Here is a 21,205-nt window from a genome sequence, read left to right on the forward strand (position 1 = left end):
GTTTGGAACTCGCAAACGCATTCCTGATTTTCGCCAACTACGTGCTGGTGCCATCAATAACCTACGGCGCGCAGTTGGCCTTGGGTGCACTAGGCGTAACTCTCATTTTTGGCGTCCTTCGTTTCTCTAACTTCTCCCATGGCGAAATGATGTCTTTTGGAACGATGGTCACAATCCTGGTGACTTGGGTCTTTCAGAAGTCCTCCATATCGATCTACCCGCTTCCAACGGCCCTTTTGGCGCTGCCAATTGGCATACTTGCCACTGTCTGTTTCTCCTTGGCGGCGGACAAGATTGTCTATTCCTACTACCGAGAGGTCAAGGCCAAGCCCGTTATCCTGATGATGGCGTCATTGGGCATCATGTTTGTTCTGAATGGGGCCGTACGGCTGTTTGTCGGCCCTGGGGACCGGCAATTCTTCGACGGTGAACGCTTCATCGTTACCGCCTCGGAGGTGAAGGCATACACCGGCTTGGCTGAGGGCGTCTCCATTCGCAGCACACAGGCAATCACGGTCTTTATATCGATCCTCCTGTTCGTACTGCTGTACTTATTCCTTCAGAAGACACGGGCAGGCACAGCCATGCGAGCCTATTCTGACAACAGGACGCTTGCAACATTATCCGGAATCAACTCACAAGCCGTTGTCAGGATAACGTGGATTTTGGCGGCCTCGCTCGCTGTTGTTGCCGGGGTTCTCTATGGCCTCGACAAGAGTTTCAAGCCATTCACCTACTTCCAGATTCTACTTCCCATTTTCGCGGCAACCATTGTTGGCGGTGTCGGCAACCCGCTCGGGGCGGTGGTCGGCGGGTTCATCATCTCGTTTTCCGAAATTGCGCTGACCTATCCCTATAGGAAAGTCGTTCTATACATCTACCCGGATATCGACCTGAACGGGTATATCCTCCAACTGGTTCCGACGGACTACAAGTTCTCGATCTCGTTCACCATTCTCGTTCTGGTTCTGCTGCTCCGCCCGAGCGGCCTCTTTCGGGGGGTGAGCCTGTGACCCGGAATATCGCCTTGTTCGGAACCTTGTTTTTCCTCTTTATTGCGACTGGGTATCTACAGTCGTGGTCTGTCACTCTATCCATCCTGAACCTGTGCCTCATCTCTGCGGTCATGGCCCTCGGAGTAAACATCCAGTGGGGTTATGCCGGTCTCTTCAATGCCGGGATCATGGGCTTTGCCGCGGTTGGTGGAACCGCTGCCTTGCTCATATCGCACCCGCCCATTCAAGGTGCGGTCGCAGCGGGGGGCAGTGGAATACTTGCTGCTCTGGCGATTTTGCTTGCCGCATTTGCCATCGTTGTTGGAGTGAGGCGCTTTGCGGCCCGCAAACTCCGAAGGCCCCTCGTTCTCATTGTTCTTCTCGCAAGCGTTCCGATCGCAGCTCGCGCGTTCTCTGGCGCGAAAGAGGCTATCGAGGCCTTTGAACCTGCGTCTTCTGGGTTCCTGGGCGGGCTGGGCCTTCCGATAATATTGTCATGGCCGATCGGCGGGGCCGCCGCCGCGGCCGTTGCCTATATCATCGGAAAAGTTTCGCTTGGACTTCGTGCGGACTACCTCGCGATCGCGACGCTAGGCATCTCTGAAATCCTCGTTTCCTTCTTTAAGAATGAAGACTGGCTAACGCGCGGGGTCAAGAACGCGACAGGACTGCCAAGCCCCTTTCCCCCAATCCAGAACTTACAGAACAATGGGTGGGTGCAAGACATCGCTGCATGGTTGAACGGCGACAAACTTGCGCAGATGTCGGATGCCCAGATGAATGCAGCTCTGAAATTGCATTCTGCCGAAGTCGCGTCCCTTATTGTGAAACTCGGTTTTGCAGGCCTGTTCGCCGCAGTTCTCCTTTTCTTGGTTCTTTTGAGCGAGCTGTCCCTGAAGTCACCTTGGGGGCGCATGGTCCGCGCAATTCGCGACAATGAAACGGCTGCGGCTGCAATGGGCAAGAATGTCGGTGCCCGCCACATGCAGATTCTTGTTCTCGGTTCTTCAGTTGTGGGCATTGCAGGCGCAATGCTGGTCACGTACGAAGGCCAGTTCACTCCGAACTCCTACCTCCCTCTCCGCTACACATTTCTGATCTGGGTCATGGTGATCGTAGGCGGTTCAGGAAACAACGCTGGGTCAATCTTCGGGGCATTCCTGATCTGGCTTGTCTGGATCCAGGCCGAGCCACTCGGGTTCTGGATTGTCGACATGGCGACAAGCTGGATGAATCAGGACTCTGACATACGTGCCCAACTCTTGGCCCAATCCCAGCATCTCCGATTACTCATCATGGGATCAATCCTTCTCTTGGTCCTGCGATTCAATCCCAGTGGATTGATACCAGAGCGCCCGCACAACCGGGCCAAGTAATAACTTTCAACATGGAGAGACCAATGTACAGAAATATCATTTTGGCATCCGCGGCGGTCCCGATGCTATTGTCCAGCCCGGCCTTTGGCGAAGAAATCAAGATGGGCATCCTGCTCGGATTTACAGGGCCAGCCGAGTCCTTGGCCACGAATATGGCCCTATCCGCAGAACTGGCCTGGCAGGAAGCGTCCAAGTCCGGCCTTTTGTTGGGCGGAGCGACAATTGTCCCGGTCCGTGGAGACAGTACCTGCCAGGACTCAAGCACAGCGGTTACAGCTGCCGAACGTCTTGTAACTTCGGAAGGTGTTGTAGGGATTATGGGACCCACGTGTTCCGGAATCACCGTGGCTGTCACCAAGAATGTCACCGGCAACATCGGCGTGACAATGATTTCGCCGGCCGCAACGTCTCCGGCAATCACCGAATTGGATGACGGGGATTACACATTTCGCACGGTTCCATCGGACGCTAGGCAGGGTGTCGTCCTGGCAGAATATGCTCTGGAAAGTGGTGTCGATACCGTCGCAGTTTCATATGTCAACGATGACTATGGAAAGGGCCTAAGCACATCTTTCGAGACTGCTTTTGTCGAACGCGGCGGCCAAGTGCTCATGAATGCCGCCCACGAGGATGGGAGAGGTGATTACTCCGCGGAAGCTGGCGCGTTGTCCGCCTCTGGCGCTGAGGTGTTGGTCGTATTTGGCCGATTTGACCAAGGCGGCCGAGGAATCATTCAGTCTTCACTGGATGTAGGCGCTTTCGAGAGTTTTGTCTTGGCAGACGGTATGATCAGCCAAGTTCTCCTTGATAACGTAGGGCCTGGGCTTGAGGGCGCATTTGGGACTCAGCCCGGAAGTTCATCTGAGGCAGCGGATAGGTTCATTCAACTTGCATCTGAAGCTGGTTTCGACGGCGATGGCGGCTTCAGAGCAGAGTCTTACGACGCAGCTGCCGTATTGGCGCTCGCTCTTCAGGCAGCAGGTTCTGCAGACCGAGAAGCGATCCGCAATAACATCCGCAATGTATCAAACGCGCCGGGCGAAAAAATTTATCCCGGCGAACTGGCGAAAGGTCTCGAAATACTGGGCTCAGGTGGAGAAATCGACTACGAGGGCGCGACCAGTGTTGTCTTCGACGAATTTGGGGAAGCTCCCGGGACCTATCGCATCTTCGAAGTGGTGGATGGAAAGTTCGAAGTGGTTGCAGTCAGATAGAGGCTTCCGATCAAACCGAACGTTTGCCACCGATGCGCGGCACCTTATCCTCCCGGGTGCCGCGCTAAGTCAGACACTACATAGCTCAAATTGGCCCTTTCCGTCTAAATTGGTCTAAACGACCGCTTCGACGACATGCGTGGCATCGCTACGACCAGCATGCCGCCAGAGCGAAAGATTTCTGCGTTAACAATGGCCGAGCCTGCAAAAGGTGGCTTTGTCCCGCATTCTTCCCCTTCGCAACCGTTGTGGTGGAGGTCCGCTACGCATAGTCCTTGGGGGAGTGCCGTCAGGCACGGGGGGCAGACAGCCCCTAGCTGGTCCTCACCCCTCCGAAGTCGCGGGTGACAGAAGCCGCGGATCGTAGTCGCTTGAAACCAAAACGAACTTCCGATATGTCGAATCCGCAAGGTAGACGGGCTCTTTTTCGGCAATCGCCAGAACATCGTCGGTATGCCGCCTCAGAAAGCCGGTGGAGATCGGGGTCTCCTCCGACGACGGGTTGCAGCCGACCTTCAAGGTGATGGTCTGGCGGGCCAGCGTTTCAGCGGAAACCCCATCGTCCCGCGCCAGCTCGCATAGCCGCCCATAGAGGTCGTATGACAAGTTAAGGATCAAATCGGGCATCTTGCCATCCGTGTGGTTTCAACGGGCTATTCCATTGTGGCTAGTGGATGGCGTCCGCGCAAGCAGCATCCCCGTATATCCGGTCTGAAAAGCAGAAGGGGCGCGGCCAGCCGCGCCACATCTATTCTTGGAAGGGGGAAGGAGTTTCGGCTTCCTTGCCCCTGAAGCGAAATAGACAGGGCCGTGTCCTCGGCTACGCCTGCGGGCCGCACCCCCCCTGTCGATTTCGCTTCACCCCCATCCTCTCACGCTCGCCGCTCGGCAGGGGTAAGCGGGCGCTTACCCTCCCTTCAATGATGAAGAGGGCGCGGGACGGGGTGCTTCGTGGATCAATGAAAACGGAGAGAAACCATGCCGAGACAGGAAAGACTGGAAGCAAAGGCAAAGGCAATCAAGCGCATCCTCGATGCCAGGACGCGCGAGGTCGTCGGGTGGCTCTATGAATGGAACACCGGCGAGATACTGCCGCGCTGGAAGGACGGGCGCAGGGAGAAGGTCATTTACGAGTAAGGCCCCGAGGCGCGCGTGGTTGCGTCCTTCGACGCATGGCATGACAAGTGGTCGGAAACCCTTGGTCATGCACGAACAGTTTGCGCCACAATGTCCGGGTGGCGCTCGATCACCTTCAGGAGCAACACCGCAGCCCGATCCGGGCTGCGCCGTTTTTGCTCCCAATCGCTGATGGTGCTTTCTGCCAGCCCATACCGTTCAGCAAAAGCGGACAGGGTAAGCCCTTGCTGCTTGCGGATCGCGGCCACGTCAACGGTCTCGGGCACATAGACAGCGGCAGGTTCCGCATTGCCCTGTGCGATTTCCAGCGCCACCTTGGCGCTTTGGATCAGCTCTTTGCCGAAACTCATGCTAGTACTCCTTTCTTTTTCGATAGGCATCTGCCAGCGCGGGCAGGATGCGGGCCAGTTCATTGTGCTCGGCTTGGGTCAGGTTCGCCTTGTCGTTCTTTCCATAAATCGCCAGCATAAACACGGGAATGTCGTCGCAGAAGAATTGCCGACATCTGAATACGAGGAAAGGTTGGGCTGAGAATGTGTGACGATACCGAGAGGCGCCAGCGTTTGCAGGCATTTGTTCGATCCCAAGCCGGAAACGAACTGCCTGTCCGAAGGCATCCTGACAGTCACCTCCTGGATGACTGGGGTTTGTATGGGCTCAGGGACGCACGGATCGAATAACTGGTGAGTCGCTTGGCGCTGGATCACGGCCTGCGGGTGGCGGAAATCGAGGGGCTGATAGTCGAGGCGCTTGAACAGCGAATGCTTCGGCCTGAAAACGGTTGGCGTCACAGGCATTGTAGCGGTGAATCGCTTTGATGAGCCGGCGCGTTCGGGAGCGCGGCGCTCCCGAACAGCCTGCATCTTTCCTAAAAGGTCTGACCTATGCACTCGGGTACTCGGCCACACCTTCGTGCAACGGTAGCAAGGGCTTAGAGCGTGGAGACCTCAAATATCGGAACGCTCCAAGCCCTTGCGGTTTTTGGCCGATTGCTCGACCGGGGCACGTCACCCACAACCAGGGAGTGCTGCGCGATATATAGTTGCTCGCAAACCGTGTGTGGCTGACATGGCCCATGCCAAGGCCAAGCCAACGCGGACGACTACCTCTCCCAGAAATACTGTAGTATAGCACTCACCAGAGCAAACTTTCATGATCTGCTTGGTAGGTCGTACGAACTAAACAAAGTTCCATTGGGTGACCACTTGACTGATTTTTCACTCGACGACTGCAAGCGTTTTCCCGAAAACTGCAAGGCGTTCTTGGACAACGTGAAAAGCAGCGACCCTGAAATGGCGGCAATCCTTGAGGCGAACTGGAGTAAGCTTCTCGCCGTTGTCTGCGACGGAGAAAGGGATACCAAAGCCCGGACAACATTTAACGAGGCTATTGCCGCCGCTCTGGATGACCGTCTTGTGAAAGACGCAGAAGCGGAGAGCGACTGATGCCCCGCTACTTTCTCAGAAGATTAAAGGTCGAAGGCTTCCGGGGAGTCAATAATCAGGGCAATCCGCTCGACATCAGTTTCAAATCAGATGCCGTAAATTCCGTTTTTGCTGTCAACGGAATTGGAAAAAGCTCTATTTTTGAATCGCTGTACTATGCGATTCAAGGGACAATACCGAAACTTGATGACCTGAAGGCGCACGAACGTCCGCAGGACTATTACTGCAATCGTTTCCATTCCGGCAACAAGGCCATGATCGAGGTCGAGTTGGAGCCGGATGACGGTGGTGCGGTGGTGTCCATCAAAGTGGAACGCGATGGTGGCGGAAACCGGACGGTTAGCAGCCCCAGTGGGCACGCCGATCCCGAAGGTTTTCTTGGGACGCTGAACGAAGCCTTTGCACTCCTTGATTACCGCACCTTCTCGCGGTTCATTGAAGAGTCGCCGCTTGAGCGTGGCCGGACATTCTCCGCCCTTCTGGGGCTTTCGGAATACTCCGATTGCCGTCAGGCGCTGCAGGCTGTGTCCGATACGCGCACGACAAACACCGACCTCGAAATGAAGGTACTGGCGACACAGATCGCCGGAACGCAACGCGCTGTTCAGCAAGCCTTGGCGGCACTTCGATCCAATTTCGAGAAGGTCACAGGGAAGCCTCTCGAAGATGTTGGCAAGCTCGACCAATACGCCTCCGAGGTTTCAAAGGCGCTTGGCAACGTCGAACTTCTTAAGGAACATTTCGACGGAAAATCTCTGGATGACATAGATTTCGGCGCCATCAAGGATGCCATCAAGACGGCCGAGGGCGGAGAAAAGCGCAAAGAGCTCGAGACAGCTATTGCCGATATTTCGGCTCTAGAGGAATTGGGAGCCCACGACGCAACGGCGATTGAAGAAGAGCAGAAAAGGATAAAAGCGCTTATCGCTGAGCGGGACGCTTTGCTGGCCGCTACCCGAGGCGATCTGTTTGAAAAGCTCTATTCGGCGGCGCAGGATGTGGTCCAGAGCGATGTTTGGTCAAATGATACCCAATGCCCCCTCTGTGAGAGCGACCTCAAGAGCTCCATAAGCGCACATATCGAGCATCAGCTCACCCAGTATGCCGATTCAGCGGCCAAGGCGAAGGAACTTGGGGAGCTATGGGAGGGCTCAGGTTGGCGGCAGTGTCTGTCCGACCACGAGCTCGCAAAGGTTCTGGGCGTAGATGCAGGGGGCCGCATCCTCGCGCGCTTCGATGGCAGGATGAAATCAGGCGAAGTCAGCGACATCGATGCCATCGCTGCGGTTACGCGCACAAACGAGCTTACGGGCCTTGTCCCAGACTTACTGGAGAAGGCGCAGGAAAAGAAAACGAACCTCGAATCTGAGCTACCCGCATCGCTCGTTCAGCTCACTGAACAAGTGGAATACGGGCGGCAGTTCAAGGATGCTTTGGGCAGCTACAAACAAGGCCAATCAGAGGAAAGGGAACATCAAGCCCGGTTGGATATTCGCGAGCGCTGGAAAACGTTCATCTCCAAGGCTTCATCCAAATTTGCAGCCGCTGAGGCGGCGTTGTCCAAGGCCAAGATCAATGACATCGATGCCGAGTACAAATCCATGTACAAGGACATCATGCAGGTTGGCGACGTTGTGCCTGACCTGCAACGCGCCGCAGACAAAGAAGACCTGAATGTAGAACTCAGCGATTTTCATGGCCAGCGCAAGCTATCTGCGCGCGCTTTGCTGTCAGAGAGTTACCGCAACGCTCTTGCGATATCCGTCTTCCTAGCGGCGGCGATGAAGCATTCTGGTGCGCCCCGCTTTGTTGTTCTTGATGATGTGACATCGAGTTTCGATGCCGGGCACCAGTTCTATCTGATGGAATTGATCAGAACCAAGCTTCAACATCCGCAGAATGCAGATGGTCTGCAATTTATCATCCTGAGTCACGATGGGCTGCTTGAAAAATACTTCGATACGAAAGGCGGAACTGTAGCCTGGCATCATAATAGATTGCAGGGTTCGCCCCCTATGGGAGATATTCTCCATCAGGCCCAGGGCGCTGATCGCCTCAAGACACGCGTTACGACCCTTCTTTCTGCTGGACAGATCAGTGAAGCCGAGCCGATTGTCCGCCAGTATCTAGAATACAAGCTCCAGCAGATAATCCGAAAGGTGAATATTTCTGTCCCACTCGATTTCGCGATCAAAGACACGAACAAGATGGTCAGCAATTGCCTTGATGCGATCAAAGAGGCGATTGATCTGCACCAGAGGGCAGGCACACTTGTTCTTGAGGCGCAGCAGGTTCATGATGTACTGAACTCTCATGTTCCGGCGATCGTTAGCAATTGGGTTAGTCACTATGCGACAGGAGGCAGCAGTAGCTTCTCCGCACCAGTACTCAACGGCGTGATAAGTTCCATCGACGCCATGGCGGATTGCTTTGGATACGACGATACATCGACATCGCCTACGCGGCGCCGTTGGTACAGGTCTCTTTCCAGGCGATAGCCTATTCGTTCGAGTGTTGGTTACTCCCAACGGCAAGGCGGAGATCGAGCACTTTGCGGTTGTCGTTAAAAACCCGCACCCAACCCCTTCGTGTCCGAGCAGCGGCGGTTGAGTGGGCCATGTCGACCGTGTCTCAGCAGGCGACAATAGACAGAAGAAGACTGGAAGGTAACGAATTATTGCTTTTTTGCTGCGGCAAGAGTTAGTTTCCGTTTTAAAAGGAAAGTGCTGAGCAGTGCCCGATTTCGATGACCTGATCTCCCGCTTCGGGATCGAAGCGCAACGCCGCCTCTCGTCTGTAGTTTCTGGCCGCCCCGAGGAACAGCTAAGAGGCCCGCTTGAAACCCTCTTTCCCGGGCTCGCCCAGATCTGCGGCCTTGGTGTCTCCGATATCTTCCTCGTGCCCGAGACGCCGATGCCGGAATTGGCCATCCGTCCAGACTTCGCCATTATGCGGCGACGGGGGGCAGCGTCGGACCTCATAGGCTTCGTGGAGATTAAAGCTCCCGGCAAGGGCGCAGACCCTCGAAGGTTCACAGACGCGCACGACAAGAAGCAGTGGGAGAAGCTGAAAGCCCTCCCCAACCTAATCTACACCGACGGCAATGAGTTCTCCGTCTGGCACGACGGTGAGCTTCAGGAGGCGTCGAGTGGGTCCGGCATAGTACGTCTCAGCGGAGACATTCGGACTGCTGGAGGCGGTCTGACGGGTTCTGCGGACCTTGTGTCCATCTTCAACAACTTTCTAACCTGGACGCCTACCAGCCCACGCAACGCCCGCGAGCTGGCCCGTATATCCGCCCGCCTGTGCCGCCTGCTCAGGGATGAGACCATCGAAAGACTGGAAGCCGACGACTCCGAGGTTGCCGCGCTGCGGTCCGATTGGCGACAAATCCTGTTCCCGGAGGCTGACGACAAGCAGTTCGCGGATGGTTACGCTCAAGCGGTCGTTTTCGGTCTCTTAATGGCTCGTGCTCGTGGCGTCTCGCTGGCCGATGGTATCGACCATGCGGCGCGCGACCTCCGAACGACGGATTCTCTCATCGGGACGGCGCTTGGGTTTCTGACCTCCAATCCCGACACGCTGGCGACCTCTCTCAAATCGCTCACCCGCGTTCTGGACGCTGTGGACTGGCCCACCGTGTCACGGGGCGATGATGATGCATGGCTCTATTTCTACGAGTTCTTCCTCGAAACCTACGACAACAAACTCCGCAAGCAGACAGGCTCATATTACACCCCGCCCGAAGTGGTGCGGGCGGTGGTGCGCCTGACCGACGATATCTTGCGCCACCCCGCCCGTTTTGCCCTGACCAGCGGCTATCGGGCCGACGAGGTGACAGTCGTTGACCCTGCCGTTGGCACCGGCACCTTTCTCTTGGGCATCCTGAGTCATATAGCCGAGCAGGTTGAGGCCGACCTTGGGGCGGGAGCGGTCCCTGGCGCGATGGAAGCAATCGCCCGCCGTCTCATCGGGTTCGAGTTACAGTTTGGCCCCTTCGTAGTGGCTCAACTCCGCCTCCTGAGTGAGCTGTTGGAGCTGACCGGCTCTGGCTCCATTCACCCTCGCCTGTTCGTCACCGACACGCTCAGCGACCCAGAGGAGTCCCGCGCCCGCCTACCGTCCCTCTTTGCCCCTCTCACGGCCAGCTATGAGGAGGCCAACCGCATCAAAGGTGAGGAGCCGATTACGGTGGTCATCGGCAACCCACCCTACAAGGAGAAAGCCAAGGGGCGCGGCGGGTGGGTTGAAGAAGGCCGCGATGGCGAAGCAGCACCGCTGGACGAATGGAAGACCCCGCCGGAATGGGGAGCGGGAGCGCACCTCAAACATCTCAAAAACCTTTATGTCTATTTCTGGCGTTGGGCGACTTGGAAGGTCTTTGGCGACCCGCCCGTCGAGGGCGAGACCCCGAGGCCCGACCGCAAAGGCGTGGTGTGCTTCATCACAGTCGCCGGATTCTTGAATGGTCCGGGCTTCCAGAAAATGAGGGCAGACCTGCGCCGTGACGCCGATGAGATTTGGGTCATCGACGCCACGCCCGAGGGCCACCAGCCACCGGTAAACAGCCGGATTTTTCAAGGTGTCCAGCAGCCCGTTTGTATCGTCATTGCGGCCCGGAATAGCGACGAAGGAACCGCCGATCCGGCCACCGTGCGTTTCCGCCGCCTACCTGCGGTTCGGCGTGAAGACAAGTTCACGGCGTTGGCGACTATTGGAATTGATGACCCGCAATGGGAGATTTGTCCGAACCAGCCAAGAGCGCCCTTCTTGCCGCCCGCAGAAGGCGTTTGGGGTTCTGGGGCGCCATTAGCGGACATATTCCTTTGGGATGGGTCTGGCGTGATGGCAGGTCGCACTTGGGTAATCTCGCCAGATTCCCAGTCTTTAGACCAGCGATGGCAAACGCTGAAGGCAGAGCGGGATTCGGATGAACAAGCAAAGTTGTTTCATCCCCATCTGCGCAATGGGCGTCCGGGTGATAAACATATTGACAAGGAACTTCGGGCGGGACTTTCCGGGCATCCCTTCCGAAGCCAGCCCGTTCGTAGTGACACTGGCGAGGCGATACCACCGGTGCGATATGCTATGCGTTCGCTTGACCGCCAGTGGGTCGTCCCTGACGGGCGACTTATCAACCAAGCAAATCCGACGCTTTGGGAGAACTTCGGGCCGTCTCAAATCTTTATCACCTCGCCCGAAGATAGAACTCCGACGAACGGACCGGCTTGTTCGATTTGCGCACTTATTCCAGACCTCCATCACTACCACGGCCGCGGGGGGCGGGTGTTCCCACTCTGGGCCGATAGAGCCGCCACCCAATCCAATATCCGTCCCGCCTTTCTGGCCGCGCTCACGCGCAGCCTGAGCAACCCGGTAGCGGCCCCCGATCTGTTGGTCTACATCGCGGCTGTGGCAGCCAACCCAGCCTATACCGCACGCTTTCAAGTCGACCTTATCCAGCCCGGTCTACGCATACCGCTGACCGCCCGCCACGATCTGTTCCAAGAGGGTGTGGAAATCGGCAAGCGTGTGGTCTGGCTCCACACCTACGGCGAACGCTTCACTGACCCCGCGAATGACCGCCCCGCAGGTCCACCAAGGGCCGCAGAAGGCCCCACCATCCCAATGGGCGGAGCCATCCCGGCGGACCCTGACAAGTTCCCCAATGAGTTGAGCTATGACGAGGCCGCGCGCCGCCTCTATGTCGGCGAAGGCTTCATCGACAATGTATCGCCAGAAGTCAGGGCCTACGAGGTCTCAGGTAAGAACATCATTGACCAATGGTTCAGTTACCGCCGCCTTGACCGCAGCCGTCCGATTATCGGTGACCGCCGCCCGCCGTCGCCGCTGGAACAGATCCAGCCCGACCGCTGGCCCGCTTCCTATACCGAAGATCTCGTCAACCTGCTTCACGTTTTGACGCTGTTGACCGCCTTGGAGCTCGACCAGGCCGACCTCTTGGAGCGTATCTGTACCGGCCCCCTTATCGACGCCGAGTTGCTGCGGGCCGAGGGCGTTTTTGACGACGACAGCTCCGCCACGACCCGCGCAGGAGATGACCGACAGGACGAATTCGCGTTTTGATTGTCATGCGTCTGCTGGACGTGCGAGGTTCTCAAGTTTTCACGCACTGCCCTGGATATTCGACCCGTTCAGGTTTCGTCGAAATCCAAGGACTGCTGCGGGTCTTCGGGGGGAAGGTCGAGTTCGGCCGTCCGGTATGCGTCCAACCCAGCGTGCTTTGCGTAGCTGTGCACATCAGCGTCGTCCGAATAGATTGCGTGCGCGCCTTCTGCCTTCGCAATCGCAACGATCTGACGGTCAAACTTAATCTTGGTTTTGGTCGCGTCGGGATTTGCCGCGTCGATACGATGGCCACCGCGCTTGATCGCATCACTCATGGCAATGGCCGCTTCGATAGCTGCCTTCTGGTCGAAGGGTGCGATCCTGAAGGCTGCTTGTCCATTGAGGGTGTCGAGGTATGCCTGCATGGCACCTCCGGCATGGACCAGCACTTCACTCAGGACAGGGGTCGGGATAACGATCTTCTCTTTGTCGGCGGTGAGATTTGTGATCAGGTATTCGATCCGCTCAGCTGCCTTCTCTACGGAAATGCCGGTATCAGGGTCAACCGGCGCTTTGGCGTTGGGATCAAGGACAAGCAGCAAGATCGAACTATCGAAAACAACCATCAGTGGAAACCGTTGCCCTTCTCGCGCAGAGCTTTCAGTGCTCCAATCGGATCATCCATACTAGCCCAATCACTGCCCTTGATCTCACGCATCTGGTCGATAGCGTCTTTAAGATCGTCGGGGGCGAGCACGGTGAAATTATCCACACGAAACTTTTTCAGAATCCAATTGCCATCTTGATCACGAAGCCATCGGCCTGTGCCGAAAATACGCACAGGCTCGTACATATGCTTGGCAAGACGGCGAGCAGTGTCGCGATTGGTGTCGATGCCGGTATACTTAATCTCACCGTTCTGTAGCTGAAGGTGCACGGTCTGATCCGCGCCGCTGACGCTGATCAGTATTCCATCGAGCGTGCCTTCCTGATTGAACGGCCCATACGTTGTCGGTTTGGGGCGGTTCACACCTGGAAAGACAATGATTTCGGCGCTCTCGTCGCCGTCTTCGTAGACGAAGCCAGTGGCGTTGTCTTCCGCAAGCAAGCGGTCGATCTCTGTCTTGGCCCTTGTTGCCTCAGGACTACCCTCACCTCGCTTCACCTGGGCGATATGAGCTGCAACCTTCGGCACGTCCTCGTGGTCGATTCTCGTGACAAGTTGCGTGCTGCCGGGCTTCAGAGTATCGAAGTGAACGGCAGTATCATGACCGAGCATAGCGGCAAGGTTTTGCATGTACTGAGCCAACCGAGCCATCGGAATGGTCTCGGGCGTGTAGGCTTTGATATACAGCGTGTAGTTCTTGCTCATGGTCTCACTCATCGCGGCCTCTAGGGTTGAGCCGCAGTCCTCATCGTAGCATCTAGAGTTGGCGAATGACAATAAAATCCAATGAAGACATGGATTTAGGAAAGGTCTTTGAAATTCAGAATCTTAGTGGGTCCCATGTGCATAGTAGTGCTTCGCCGGGACGGTTCTCCCCCGTTTAGCCAAAGTGTGATTTGGAGGAAAGTTGATGGAACGGCGATTGCACCCTGACAGCCATGAGCTACACGACTGGCCCATATACGGTCCCAAGGACCCGGAGATCGCCAATCTGGTTGACGCGCTCGCATACGACCATGGACTCCGTGTTCGAGAGATCGAGGAAGTTATTCTGCAAGCGTTACGAGCTCGTGTGTCAGCTGAAGAAGCGCGAAGCGGACACAGCTCTACCTGATGGGCTTTCGCGCTTCAGGGTGTGGTGCAAAGTGTGGTATGTGATATTTGTTATAAGTATTTATGTATTATTATCATATTGATGAATGAAATGTAGCGCACCCATCGTCTCCGCCAGAATATTTTTTGCCCTTCGACCGCTGCGTAAAACCCTGAAGGGCAACGTAGTTCCGGGTGTTCTAAGTCCCTTATTTGGGCAATATCTAAGCTTGCTTGAGAAGACGACTTTTAGAACTGCAATCTTCCACTCGTCATCCCGTTTTTCCATATATCACAAGGCGTTGAAAGAACGCTGAGTGTGTGTTCAAACATCTCATCGAAATTCATGGGCTTGGCATTACGATTCACTACTGCGGTCAGCGCAAGTATATCCTTGGTCCGGTGAATAGCACTCGGGTGACCATCAGCTGACAGACAGCTTTACAAAACCAGAAATGTAGTTATTTTAACTCCATGATCACGATCAGCCCCGAAGCCCGTGCGCTCGCCGCACTCGGACATGATGCCCGCCTGTCGATCTTTCGCCTCTTGGTGAAGGCTGGCGAAGATGGTCTCCGGGTTGGCGACATCGGCGAGCATCTTGGCCTTCCGCCGTCAACGCTCGCGCATCATCTTTCGTCGCTCGTCGATGGGGGACTGGTGGTGCAGGACAAGCAGGGGCGCGAGGTGTTCAACCGCGTGGACTTCCCGGCCATGCACGGGCTCGTTGCCTTCCTGACCTCGGAATGCTGTGCCGGTGTCACGATCAAGCCTTCGAAAGATGCGGCATGACGATGTTGAACATTCTTCATCCCAAAAACAACTAAAAGTCCGGACATATAGCAATGTCTGACCCATCTCTTATCGCGCCCGGTTTTTGGACTGCTTTGCGCCATATCTGGAACGAACACCGCGTCTGGCTGGCGTCGGCGTTAGGGCTGGGAAACCGGCGCGAGCTCTTCCATGCGACGGGGGCGGTTATAGATGCTCCGAGATGTAGCCTTGGGACCGCCCTCACGACCGAACAGCCCTGATTATTCCTACATCCCGTTAAGGACCCATTTTTCGTGACCACAGATACCCCCCAAGCCGAGCATGGCGGATGGCACGCCATCATCGGCTCCTCTTCGATCATGTCGCTGGCGCTTCTCGGGGATGCGCTTCTTTACGCGGTGCTGCCGGTCTACGCCGAGGCCTTCGGTCTCACGCTGCCCTGGGTCGGGGTCATGCTCTCGGTCAACCGCTTCGTGCGCGTCTTTGCCTATGGGCTGCTGGCGCGGTTGACGCAGGCGGTGGGCGTGCGGCGCATGTGTATGGTGGCAGCCATTACCGCGACGGCCTCGACGGCGATCTATGGCTTTGGTCAGGGCCCGGCGATCATGCTGGCCGCTCGGGTTCTCTGGGGGCTTACATACGCGGTTCTGGTGCTCGCCACGCTCTCCTATGCCATTGAAAATCGCAGGGGTATCGGGACACGCGTGGGGATCGGACAGGCCATCCAGCGGCTTGGCCCGATCTTGGCGCTGTTGGGGGGAGCTTGGCTGATCGGTGTCTTCGGACCCAATATGACCTTTGCCCTTCTGGCCATTCCGACGGCGCTGTCCCTGCTCATCGCCTTTTCTCTGCCGAAGGCGCGGGGCGAGGCGGCCAAGCGTGGCAAAACGCCGTCGCTTGCCCGCCCCACGCCGATCGACATCGTCTACTTTCTGCAAGGCTACGGCGTTGATGGGGTTTTCGCTGTTTCGATCACCCTGATCTTCGCGCGCGAGGCATCGCTCTCGGAGGCAGTCATGGGCGGCAGCGCGCTCCTCGCCGTTCGGCACTTCGGCGAGGCGATTGCGGCGCCGCTGTTCGGCTGGATCGCCGACAGGTTCGGCGCCCGAAAGGTCTTTGTCACGGCGGCGGTGCTGACCACCTTGGGCTTCGTTATGGTCGCCGCAGGGCTGACGGTGGCCGGAGCGCTGATTATGTTGATTTTCCGCGGCGCGCTTGCCTCGCTTGGCCCGGCGGTCATCGCGCAGGGCCTCGCGCCCGAGGACGACGCCATCGCCCCCCTGGCTCGCATGCAGGCCTGGCGTGACTTTGGAGCCGCCGTCGGTCCGCTCGCGACAGGTTTTCTGCTGACCGCTGTGGCGGCAGAGGTTCTGCACGCGGCCGTCGCTGTCATGCTCGCTGCGAGTCTCGTGTTTTGGCTGGCAGAGTCGCGGCGGTCGCGCGCGAAATTGGAGGCATAGGCTACCACACGTGCCCCAATCCTTCTGCGTGCCACCCAGTAGCGGCCACTCTTATTTCCTACTACAGCGATTTAGCCCGCGATTTCCCGCACAAGGCGTCGGATCTTGGATCGACGGGAAGAACGCGCCCATGACCCCCATTGCAAGAGGCCGTTCATGGGGCAGCCATCGCAGTCAACAAGTCACCGTAGCCGCAGAATTTATATTCATACTGCAAGCCTAATCGGTCCGCGATTTCCTGTGCCTTGAATTCGAGCGCCTCGTCCTTCACCTGAGGCATGAACAGGAGCTTCGTGTAGTTGCCAAAAACAAATTCGGCCATGTCAGGACGCCGATCCAAAGCCAAAGCTTGCCAGACAAATTTATCAAAGTGGCGGCAAAAATAATCTGTCAAATAGAATGTTGTGATCTCGTCATCTGAGCGTTCGGCAAATTCGTCGTTTCCCATGAAGAATGAAAAACAGTGTGGTCCAGCTATTCGTTCGATTCCGCCTTCTTCCTCAAGCACCTTGTCCAAGAGGCCGCCTGTCCCGCAGTCGCCGTAGAGAACATATATTTTCTCGTAATTACCTTGCGCAGCCCTTATCTTTTTGCGGACGGCTTCGGGGATCAACTGGGGATCATGGTGAAGTCGGGCGGGCAGGCAAGTGACATCCAGGTGTTGCCACTTGTTCATCTCAATCAGATCAATGATCTCACGCGCAAGCGCACCGCACGCGATCATCAACGTGCTCCCCGTTCCTTTTCTGAACCGGTAGTGATCTTGATTATCAATCATGGCATTCAGACTATCTCAATCAGGGCTGCGATACATCGAGTAACCGTCATAAATCGTGCATCCGCGACATCACTGGGTTGGGGCACGGAGCGAGCCGGAAGGTAAAGGTTCTTGCGTCGGCCAGCTGGCCAGATCGCCGAAGCCTGAACGGGCAGAGCCCCGGTTGGACCATCGTTTCAGGAAAGGCCGCCGTGATCGCGCCGGTTCGCGCGATGCGCGCCAAATCGTCGACGAAGGCCTCTCAACGCGATATCCACCGTAACCGCATACATCACATGCGCCACGAGGGAGAGCCAACTAAAGCCAAGAAAGATCGGTCGCCCGGCAAGCGGTACTTGAATAGCCTGGGCGGGCCGGTTTCAACCTCTCTGCACCCGGTTCGCGCAAGCACAACCATCTGCTCGCTGAATTCCGCAGGGAACGGGTTGCTCATTCTCGCATGAAGAACACTCTTCTTCATCAGTGAAAGTACCCACGAAACCGGCGGAACTCCACCTCCACCCGAGGTGCCCCTCAGCTTGGCTTCAGGCCGACCGGCGAGAGCGGTGGCGCAGCGACCTTCTGATTCCTTGATGTGGAAAAATCAGGCAGTTCCTGCAAAACGCTCCCAAAAATAGTGCAAATCGCCATACTCATCAGCCCGGCTGGCGCCAATCATTGGCGTGTCGCCGTGGTGCGTTGTTGAAAGATAACGTCTGGCTTGACCGCGACCAAGCCCGTGCGGCCCCGGCACAACCGGAAACCGCTGGGTGGAAATACAATAACACGCTGCCGCAATCGCTCGGCAGGGATGCCGTGCGCTTGCGCAGGCGGTCCCCTCATAAGGCTTGCGCTGCTTTCACATGGGAGTTCCGAAGAGATGAAGATCAATACACTTATGGCGAGCCTCGCCACGTCAACCGCGCTACTCACCGCGCCCGCATGGGCACAGGATTGTCCCGTCAAGGTGGGCGTGCTGCACTCGCTGTCGGGTACGATGGCAATCTCCGAGACCACGCTCAAGGACACCGTGCTGATGCTGATCGAACAGCAGAACGCCAAGGGCGGACTGCTGGGCTGCGAGATCGAGGCGGTGGTGGTCGATCCCGCCTCCGACTGGCCGCTCTTCGCTGAAAAGGCGCGCGAATTGCTGACCGTGAGCGAGGTCGACGTGATCTTCGGCTCCTGGACGAGCGTGAGCCGCAAATCCGCCCTGCCGGTGCTGGAGGAACTCAACGGGCTGATGTTCTACCCCGTTCAGTACGAGGGCGAGGAAAGCTCGAAAAACGTCTTCTATACCGGGGCCGCGCCTAATCAGCAGGCGATCCCGGCGGTCGATTACTTCCTCGATGAACTGGGCGTCGAGAGCTTCGCGCTTCTGGGCACCGACTATGTCTATCCCCGCACCACCAACAACATCCTCGATTCCTACCTGAAATCCAAAGGCATCGCGGATGAGGACATATTTGTGAATTACACCCCCTTCGGCCATTCCGACTGGGCCACTATCGTCTCGGACGTGGTCGCCCTCGGGGCCTCGGGCAAGCAGGTCGGCGTGATCTCGACGATCAACGGCGATGCCAATGTGGGCTTCTACAAGGAACTGGCGGCCCAAGGGGTGGACGCCGCCGATATCCCCGTGGTCGCCTTCTCGGTGGGCGAGGAAGAGCTTTCGGGCCTCGATACCGCACCGCTCGTGGGTCATCTCGCGGCGTGGAACTATTTCCAGTCCGCCGATACCGAGATCAACGCCGAATTCGTCGAGGCATGGAAGGCCTATGCTGGCGAAGAGCGCGTCACCAACGACCCGATGGAGGCGCATTACATCGGCTTCAACATGTGGGTGAATGCCGTGACCGAGGCAGGCACCACCGATGTCGATGCGGTGCGCGCGGCGATGTGGGGGCAGGAATTCCCCAACCTCACCGGCGGCACGGCGGTGATGAACGCCAATCACCACCTCTCCAAGCCCGTGCTGATCGGCGAGATCCGCGATGACGGTCAGTTCGACATCATCAGCCAGACCGCCGAAGTGCCGGGCGACGCCTGGACCGACCACCTGCCCGAGAGCGCGCCGCTCAAGAGCGATTGGAAGGATCTGGGCTGCGGCATGTACAACACCGAGACCGCGACCTGCGTGCAGATGACCTCGAACTACTGAGGCAACAGGGCCGCGCGGACTACACCCCGCGCGGTTCCTCACACTGAATTCCCGCTCAGGACCGGACAAACCATGCGTTTCACCGCCCTCCTTGCCCGCGCCGTGGCGCTGCTGATGATGCTCGCCTGCGCCGTGATCCTGCGCCCGGGTATCGCGACCGCACAGGGCGCGCTGCAACCGCTCCTGCAAGAGTATCAGGCCGACCTCGCCAAACCTTCGCGCCAGAGCATCGGCCCGGTGATCGCCGACCTGCTGACCTCGGATCACCCCGGCATGGCCGATTTCCTCCGCAAATGGGAGTCGCGCGAGGTTTATCTGCGCCCCGATGACGGGCTTTTCTTCTACGCCGAAAAGGCGGGCGACGGCCTGCGCCTGATCGACATCGACAGTGGCGCGCCGGTGGCCGAAGTTTCCAGCCGCGATGTCGGTCAAATCCGCCCCAATGCGGGCGTGCGCCGCGAACTCGCCGCCGCCCTCGTGCCATACGAGTTGAACGCCCCCGATCCCGCCCGCCGTGCAGAGGCACTGGAAGCCATCACGCGCAGTGCGGATGCCAGCCAGATCGCGCCGCTGGCAGGCAGTATCGAGGGCGAGACCGACCCCGGCCTGAAGACCCGCAAAGAGCGCCTGCTCACCCTGCTGATCGCCCAGTTTGGCGCGATCAAATCCGAGCGTCTCGACGCCATCGCCGGGCTTGGCGGCGATACCAGTATCGAGGCGCGCAGCGTGCTCAACCAATTGACCGGCACCCGTGACGGCGTGGCCACAACCCTGCCGGACGATGCCAATATCGCCCGTCTCCTCGAGGTGGGCACGGATATCACCGAGGCGCAGGCCCATGACCGGCTCGTGGCCGAGGGCCTCGCCCCGCCGCGCCAGACCGCCACCGACCTGCGCGACGTGCTGACGCAGCATATCGTGGATGGCAGTGTCGGCGGTGTGCCACTCCACCAGCTTAACACCGTCGCCGCCCGTGCCCGCGCCTATGAGGCACTGGAACAGGCGGGCACCGTGCCGCCCCGCGCCGCCCCCGACGAGGTGGCGCAGGCCGTTGCCGCTCATGTCTTCTACGCCGAATACCTGCAACCCGACCCGCAAATCACCCGGGCCGCCGAGAACGCGCTCACCGCCACATCGCGCACCCTCGGCCTCTACCAGACTGCCGACCTGGTGCTTGACGGGCTGTCGCTCGCCTCGATCTTCTTTCTCGCCGCCATCGGTCTTGCGATCACCTTCGGCGTCATGGGCGTGATCAATATGGCGCATGGCGAATTCATCATGATGGGGGCCTACACGGGCTATGTCGTGCAGCTCTTTATCCCCGATTACACCGTCAGCCTGCTCATCGCCCTGCCGCTCGCCTTTGGTGTCACCTTCGGGGCGGGCGTCGCGATGGAGCGGCTGGTGATCCGCCACCTCTATACAAGACCGCTGGAGACGCTTCTGGCGACGTTCGGCATTTCCATCGCCCTGCAACAACTGGCCAAGAACATCTTTGGCACGCAGGCCCGCCCCCTCACCGCCCCGGACTGGCTGGGCGGCGCGATCACCCTCAACGATATCGTCAGCATCTCGACCATCCGCGTGGCGATCTTCGTGCTGGCGCTCATCTTCCTCGCGCTGCTTCTCTACATCCTCAAGCGCACCCGGCTGGGGCTCGAGGTGCGGGCCGTCACCCAAAACCCCGGCATGGCGGCCTCGATGGGTATCAATCCCGACCGTATCAACATGCTCACTTTCGGCCTCGGTTCCGGCATCGCGGGGATCGCGGGGGTGGCCATCGGACTATATGCGCAGGTCACCTCGGAAATGGGTGCCAATTACATTGTGCAGAGCTTCATGACCGTCGTCGTGGGCGGTGTCGGCAATGTCTGGGGCACGCTCGCGGGGGCCTCTCTCATCGGGTTCCTGCAAAAGGGCATCGAATGGTTCAACCCCTCCAACACGCTGGCGGCACAGACCTACATGGTGCTCTTTGTCATCCTCTTCATTCAATTCCGGCCCAAGGGCATCGTCGCCCTCAAGGGCCGTGCTGCGGGGGACTGACCGCATGACCGG

17 protein-coding genes are annotated in these 21,205 nt (G+C 57.9%); 11 read left to right on the plus strand and 6 right to left on the minus strand.

Annotated elements, in window-relative coordinates:
* Positions 1-2: 2 nt before the first annotated feature.
* The 3 genes from BHD06_RS18015 to BHD06_RS18025 are packed head-to-tail and all read left to right on the plus strand — an operon-like array spanning position 3 to position 3,585.
* On the plus strand, positions 3-1,013 hold the full coding sequence (locus BHD06_RS18015) for a branched-chain amino acid ABC transporter permease (protein WP_080458363.1): 1,011 nt from the start codon (positions 3-5) through the stop codon (positions 1,011-1,013).
* Positions 1,010-2,371 (plus strand): branched-chain amino acid ABC transporter permease, encoded by a 1,362-nt coding sequence (locus BHD06_RS18020; protein WP_080458364.1) that lies wholly within the window; start codon positions 1,010-1,012, stop codon positions 2,369-2,371. The genes BHD06_RS18015 and BHD06_RS18020 overlap by 4 nt, the downstream gene beginning before the upstream one ends.
* A 23-nt stretch (positions 2,372-2,394) precedes the next feature.
* The gene (locus tag BHD06_RS18025) at positions 2,395-3,585 is read left to right on the plus strand and encodes an ABC transporter substrate-binding protein (protein ID WP_080458365.1); all 1,191 of its coding nucleotides are present in this window, start codon (positions 2,395-2,397) and stop codon (positions 3,583-3,585) included.
* A gap of 324 nt (positions 3,586-3,909) precedes the next feature.
* On the opposite strand, the gene BHD06_RS18030 is transcribed toward BHD06_RS18025, so the two are convergent.
* Positions 3,910-4,212, minus strand: coding sequence for a hypothetical protein (locus tag BHD06_RS18030; RefSeq protein WP_080458366.1), 303 nt, complete (start codon positions 4,210-4,212; stop codon positions 3,910-3,912).
* Between the two features lie 351 nt (positions 4,213-4,563).
* Between BHD06_RS18030 and BHD06_RS23835 the strand changes: the two genes are divergently transcribed.
* The gene (locus BHD06_RS23835; protein ID WP_176214403.1) at positions 4,564-4,722 is read left to right on the plus strand and encodes a hypothetical protein; all 159 of its coding nucleotides are present in this window, start codon (positions 4,564-4,566) and stop codon (positions 4,720-4,722) included.
* A gap of 65 nt (positions 4,723-4,787) precedes the next feature.
* On the opposite strand, the gene BHD06_RS18035 is transcribed toward BHD06_RS23835, so the two are convergent.
* Both BHD06_RS18035 and BHD06_RS24450 read right to left on the minus strand, forming a co-directional pair.
* Positions 4,788-5,072: a DNA-binding transcriptional regulator gene (locus BHD06_RS18035; RefSeq protein ID WP_080458367.1), complete on the minus strand. Its 285-nt coding sequence runs from the start codon at positions 5,070-5,072 to the stop codon at positions 4,788-4,790.
* Between the two features lies 1 nt (position 5,073).
* On the minus strand, positions 5,074-5,196 hold the full coding sequence (locus tag BHD06_RS24450; protein WP_254892470.1) for a hypothetical protein: 123 nt from the start codon (positions 5,194-5,196) through the stop codon (positions 5,074-5,076).
* Between the two features lie 731 nt (positions 5,197-5,927).
* Between BHD06_RS24450 and BHD06_RS18040 the strand changes: the two genes are divergently transcribed.
* The 3 genes from BHD06_RS18040 (at position 5,928) to BHD06_RS18050 (ending at position 12,254) form a co-directional block, all read left to right on the plus strand.
* Positions 5,928-6,167 (plus strand): hypothetical protein, encoded by a 240-nt coding sequence (locus BHD06_RS18040; protein WP_139784788.1) that lies wholly within the window; start codon positions 5,928-5,930, stop codon positions 6,165-6,167.
* Positions 6,167-8,665 (plus strand): AAA family ATPase, encoded by a 2,499-nt coding sequence (locus BHD06_RS18045; protein ID WP_080458369.1) that lies wholly within the window; start codon positions 6,167-6,169, stop codon positions 8,663-8,665. Before BHD06_RS18040 ends, BHD06_RS18045 begins: the two co-directional genes overlap by 1 nt.
* Positions 8,666-8,900: 235 nt before the next feature.
* A complete protein-coding gene (locus tag BHD06_RS18050; protein WP_217805692.1) occupies positions 8,901-12,254 on the plus strand; it encodes a type ISP restriction/modification enzyme in 3,354 nt (1,117 codons plus the stop codon).
* 68 nt (positions 12,255-12,322) lie between these two features.
* Here the strand turns inward: BHD06_RS18050 and BHD06_RS18055 are convergent, their stop codons facing one another.
* The gene (locus BHD06_RS18055) at positions 12,323-12,862 is read right to left on the minus strand and encodes a hypothetical protein (RefSeq protein ID WP_080458370.1); all 540 of its coding nucleotides are present in this window, start codon (positions 12,860-12,862) and stop codon (positions 12,323-12,325) included.
* Complete coding sequence (locus BHD06_RS18060; RefSeq protein WP_139784789.1) at positions 12,862-13,608, minus strand: hypothetical protein; 747 nt, start codon at positions 13,606-13,608, stop codon at positions 12,862-12,864. Before BHD06_RS18060 ends, BHD06_RS18055 begins: the two co-directional genes overlap by 1 nt.
* An 861-nt stretch (positions 13,609-14,469) precedes the next feature.
* Here BHD06_RS18060 and BHD06_RS18070 point away from each other — a divergent pair.
* Entirely contained in the window at positions 14,470-14,787 is a 318-nt protein-coding gene (locus tag BHD06_RS18070) for a helix-turn-helix transcriptional regulator (RefSeq protein ID WP_080458373.1), read from the plus strand.
* Positions 14,788-15,062: 275 nt separating this feature from the next.
* A complete protein-coding gene (locus tag BHD06_RS18075; RefSeq protein ID WP_080458374.1) occupies positions 15,063-16,229 on the plus strand; it encodes an MFS transporter in 1,167 nt (388 codons plus the stop codon).
* 154 nt (positions 16,230-16,383) lie between these two features.
* Here BHD06_RS18075 and BHD06_RS18080 read toward each other — a convergent pair whose 3' ends face one another.
* A complete protein-coding gene (locus tag BHD06_RS18080; protein WP_080458375.1) occupies positions 16,384-17,007 on the minus strand; it encodes a DUF1638 domain-containing protein in 624 nt (207 codons plus the stop codon).
* A gap of 859 nt (positions 17,008-17,866) precedes the next feature.
* Between BHD06_RS18080 and urtA the strand changes: the two genes are divergently transcribed.
* Positions 17,867-19,147 (plus strand): urea ABC transporter substrate-binding protein, encoded by a 1,281-nt coding sequence (urtA, locus tag BHD06_RS18085; RefSeq protein WP_080458376.1) that lies wholly within the window; start codon positions 17,867-17,869, stop codon positions 19,145-19,147.
* Positions 19,148-19,219: 72 nt separating this feature from the next.
* On the plus strand, positions 19,220-21,193 hold the full coding sequence (gene urtB, locus BHD06_RS18090; RefSeq protein ID WP_080458377.1) for an urea ABC transporter permease subunit UrtB: 1,974 nt from the start codon (positions 19,220-19,222) through the stop codon (positions 21,191-21,193).
* Positions 21,194-21,205 lie beyond the last annotated feature (12 nt).

The organism is Roseovarius sp. A-2 (assembly GCF_002072155.1).
Classification (GTDB): Bacteria; Pseudomonadota; Alphaproteobacteria; order Rhodobacterales; family Rhodobacteraceae; genus Roseovarius.

Coding starts and splice junctions, on each gene's coding strand:
- BHD06_RS18060 (WP_139784789.1), bottom strand. CDS start 13,608: ATGAGCAAGAACTACACGCTGTATATCAAAGCCTACACGCCCGAGACC.
- BHD06_RS18045 (WP_080458369.1), top strand. CDS start 6,167: ATGCCCCGCTACTTTCTCAGAAGATTAAAGGTCGAAGGCTTCCGGGGA.
- BHD06_RS23835 (WP_176214403.1), top strand. CDS start 4,564: ATGCCGAGACAGGAAAGACTGGAAGCAAAGGCAAAGGCAATCAAGCGC.
- BHD06_RS18035 (WP_080458367.1), bottom strand. CDS start 5,072: ATGAGTTTCGGCAAAGAGCTGATCCAAAGCGCCAAGGTGGCGCTGGAA.
- BHD06_RS18030 (WP_080458366.1), bottom strand. CDS start 4,212: ATGCCCGATTTGATCCTTAACTTGTCATACGACCTCTATGGGCGGCTA.
- urtA (WP_080458376.1), top strand. CDS start 17,867: ATGAAGATCAATACACTTATGGCGAGCCTCGCCACGTCAACCGCGCTA.
- BHD06_RS18080 (WP_080458375.1), bottom strand. CDS start 17,007: ATGATTGATAATCAAGATCACTACCGGTTCAGAAAAGGAACGGGGAGC.
- BHD06_RS18070 (WP_080458373.1), top strand. CDS start 14,470: ATGATCACGATCAGCCCCGAAGCCCGTGCGCTCGCCGCACTCGGACAT.
- urtB (WP_080458377.1), top strand. CDS start 19,220: ATGCGTTTCACCGCCCTCCTTGCCCGCGCCGTGGCGCTGCTGATGATG.
- BHD06_RS18025 (WP_080458365.1), top strand. CDS start 2,395: ATGTACAGAAATATCATTTTGGCATCCGCGGCGGTCCCGATGCTATTG.
- BHD06_RS18055 (WP_080458370.1), bottom strand. CDS start 12,862: ATGGTTGTTTTCGATAGTTCGATCTTGCTGCTTGTCCTTGATCCCAAC.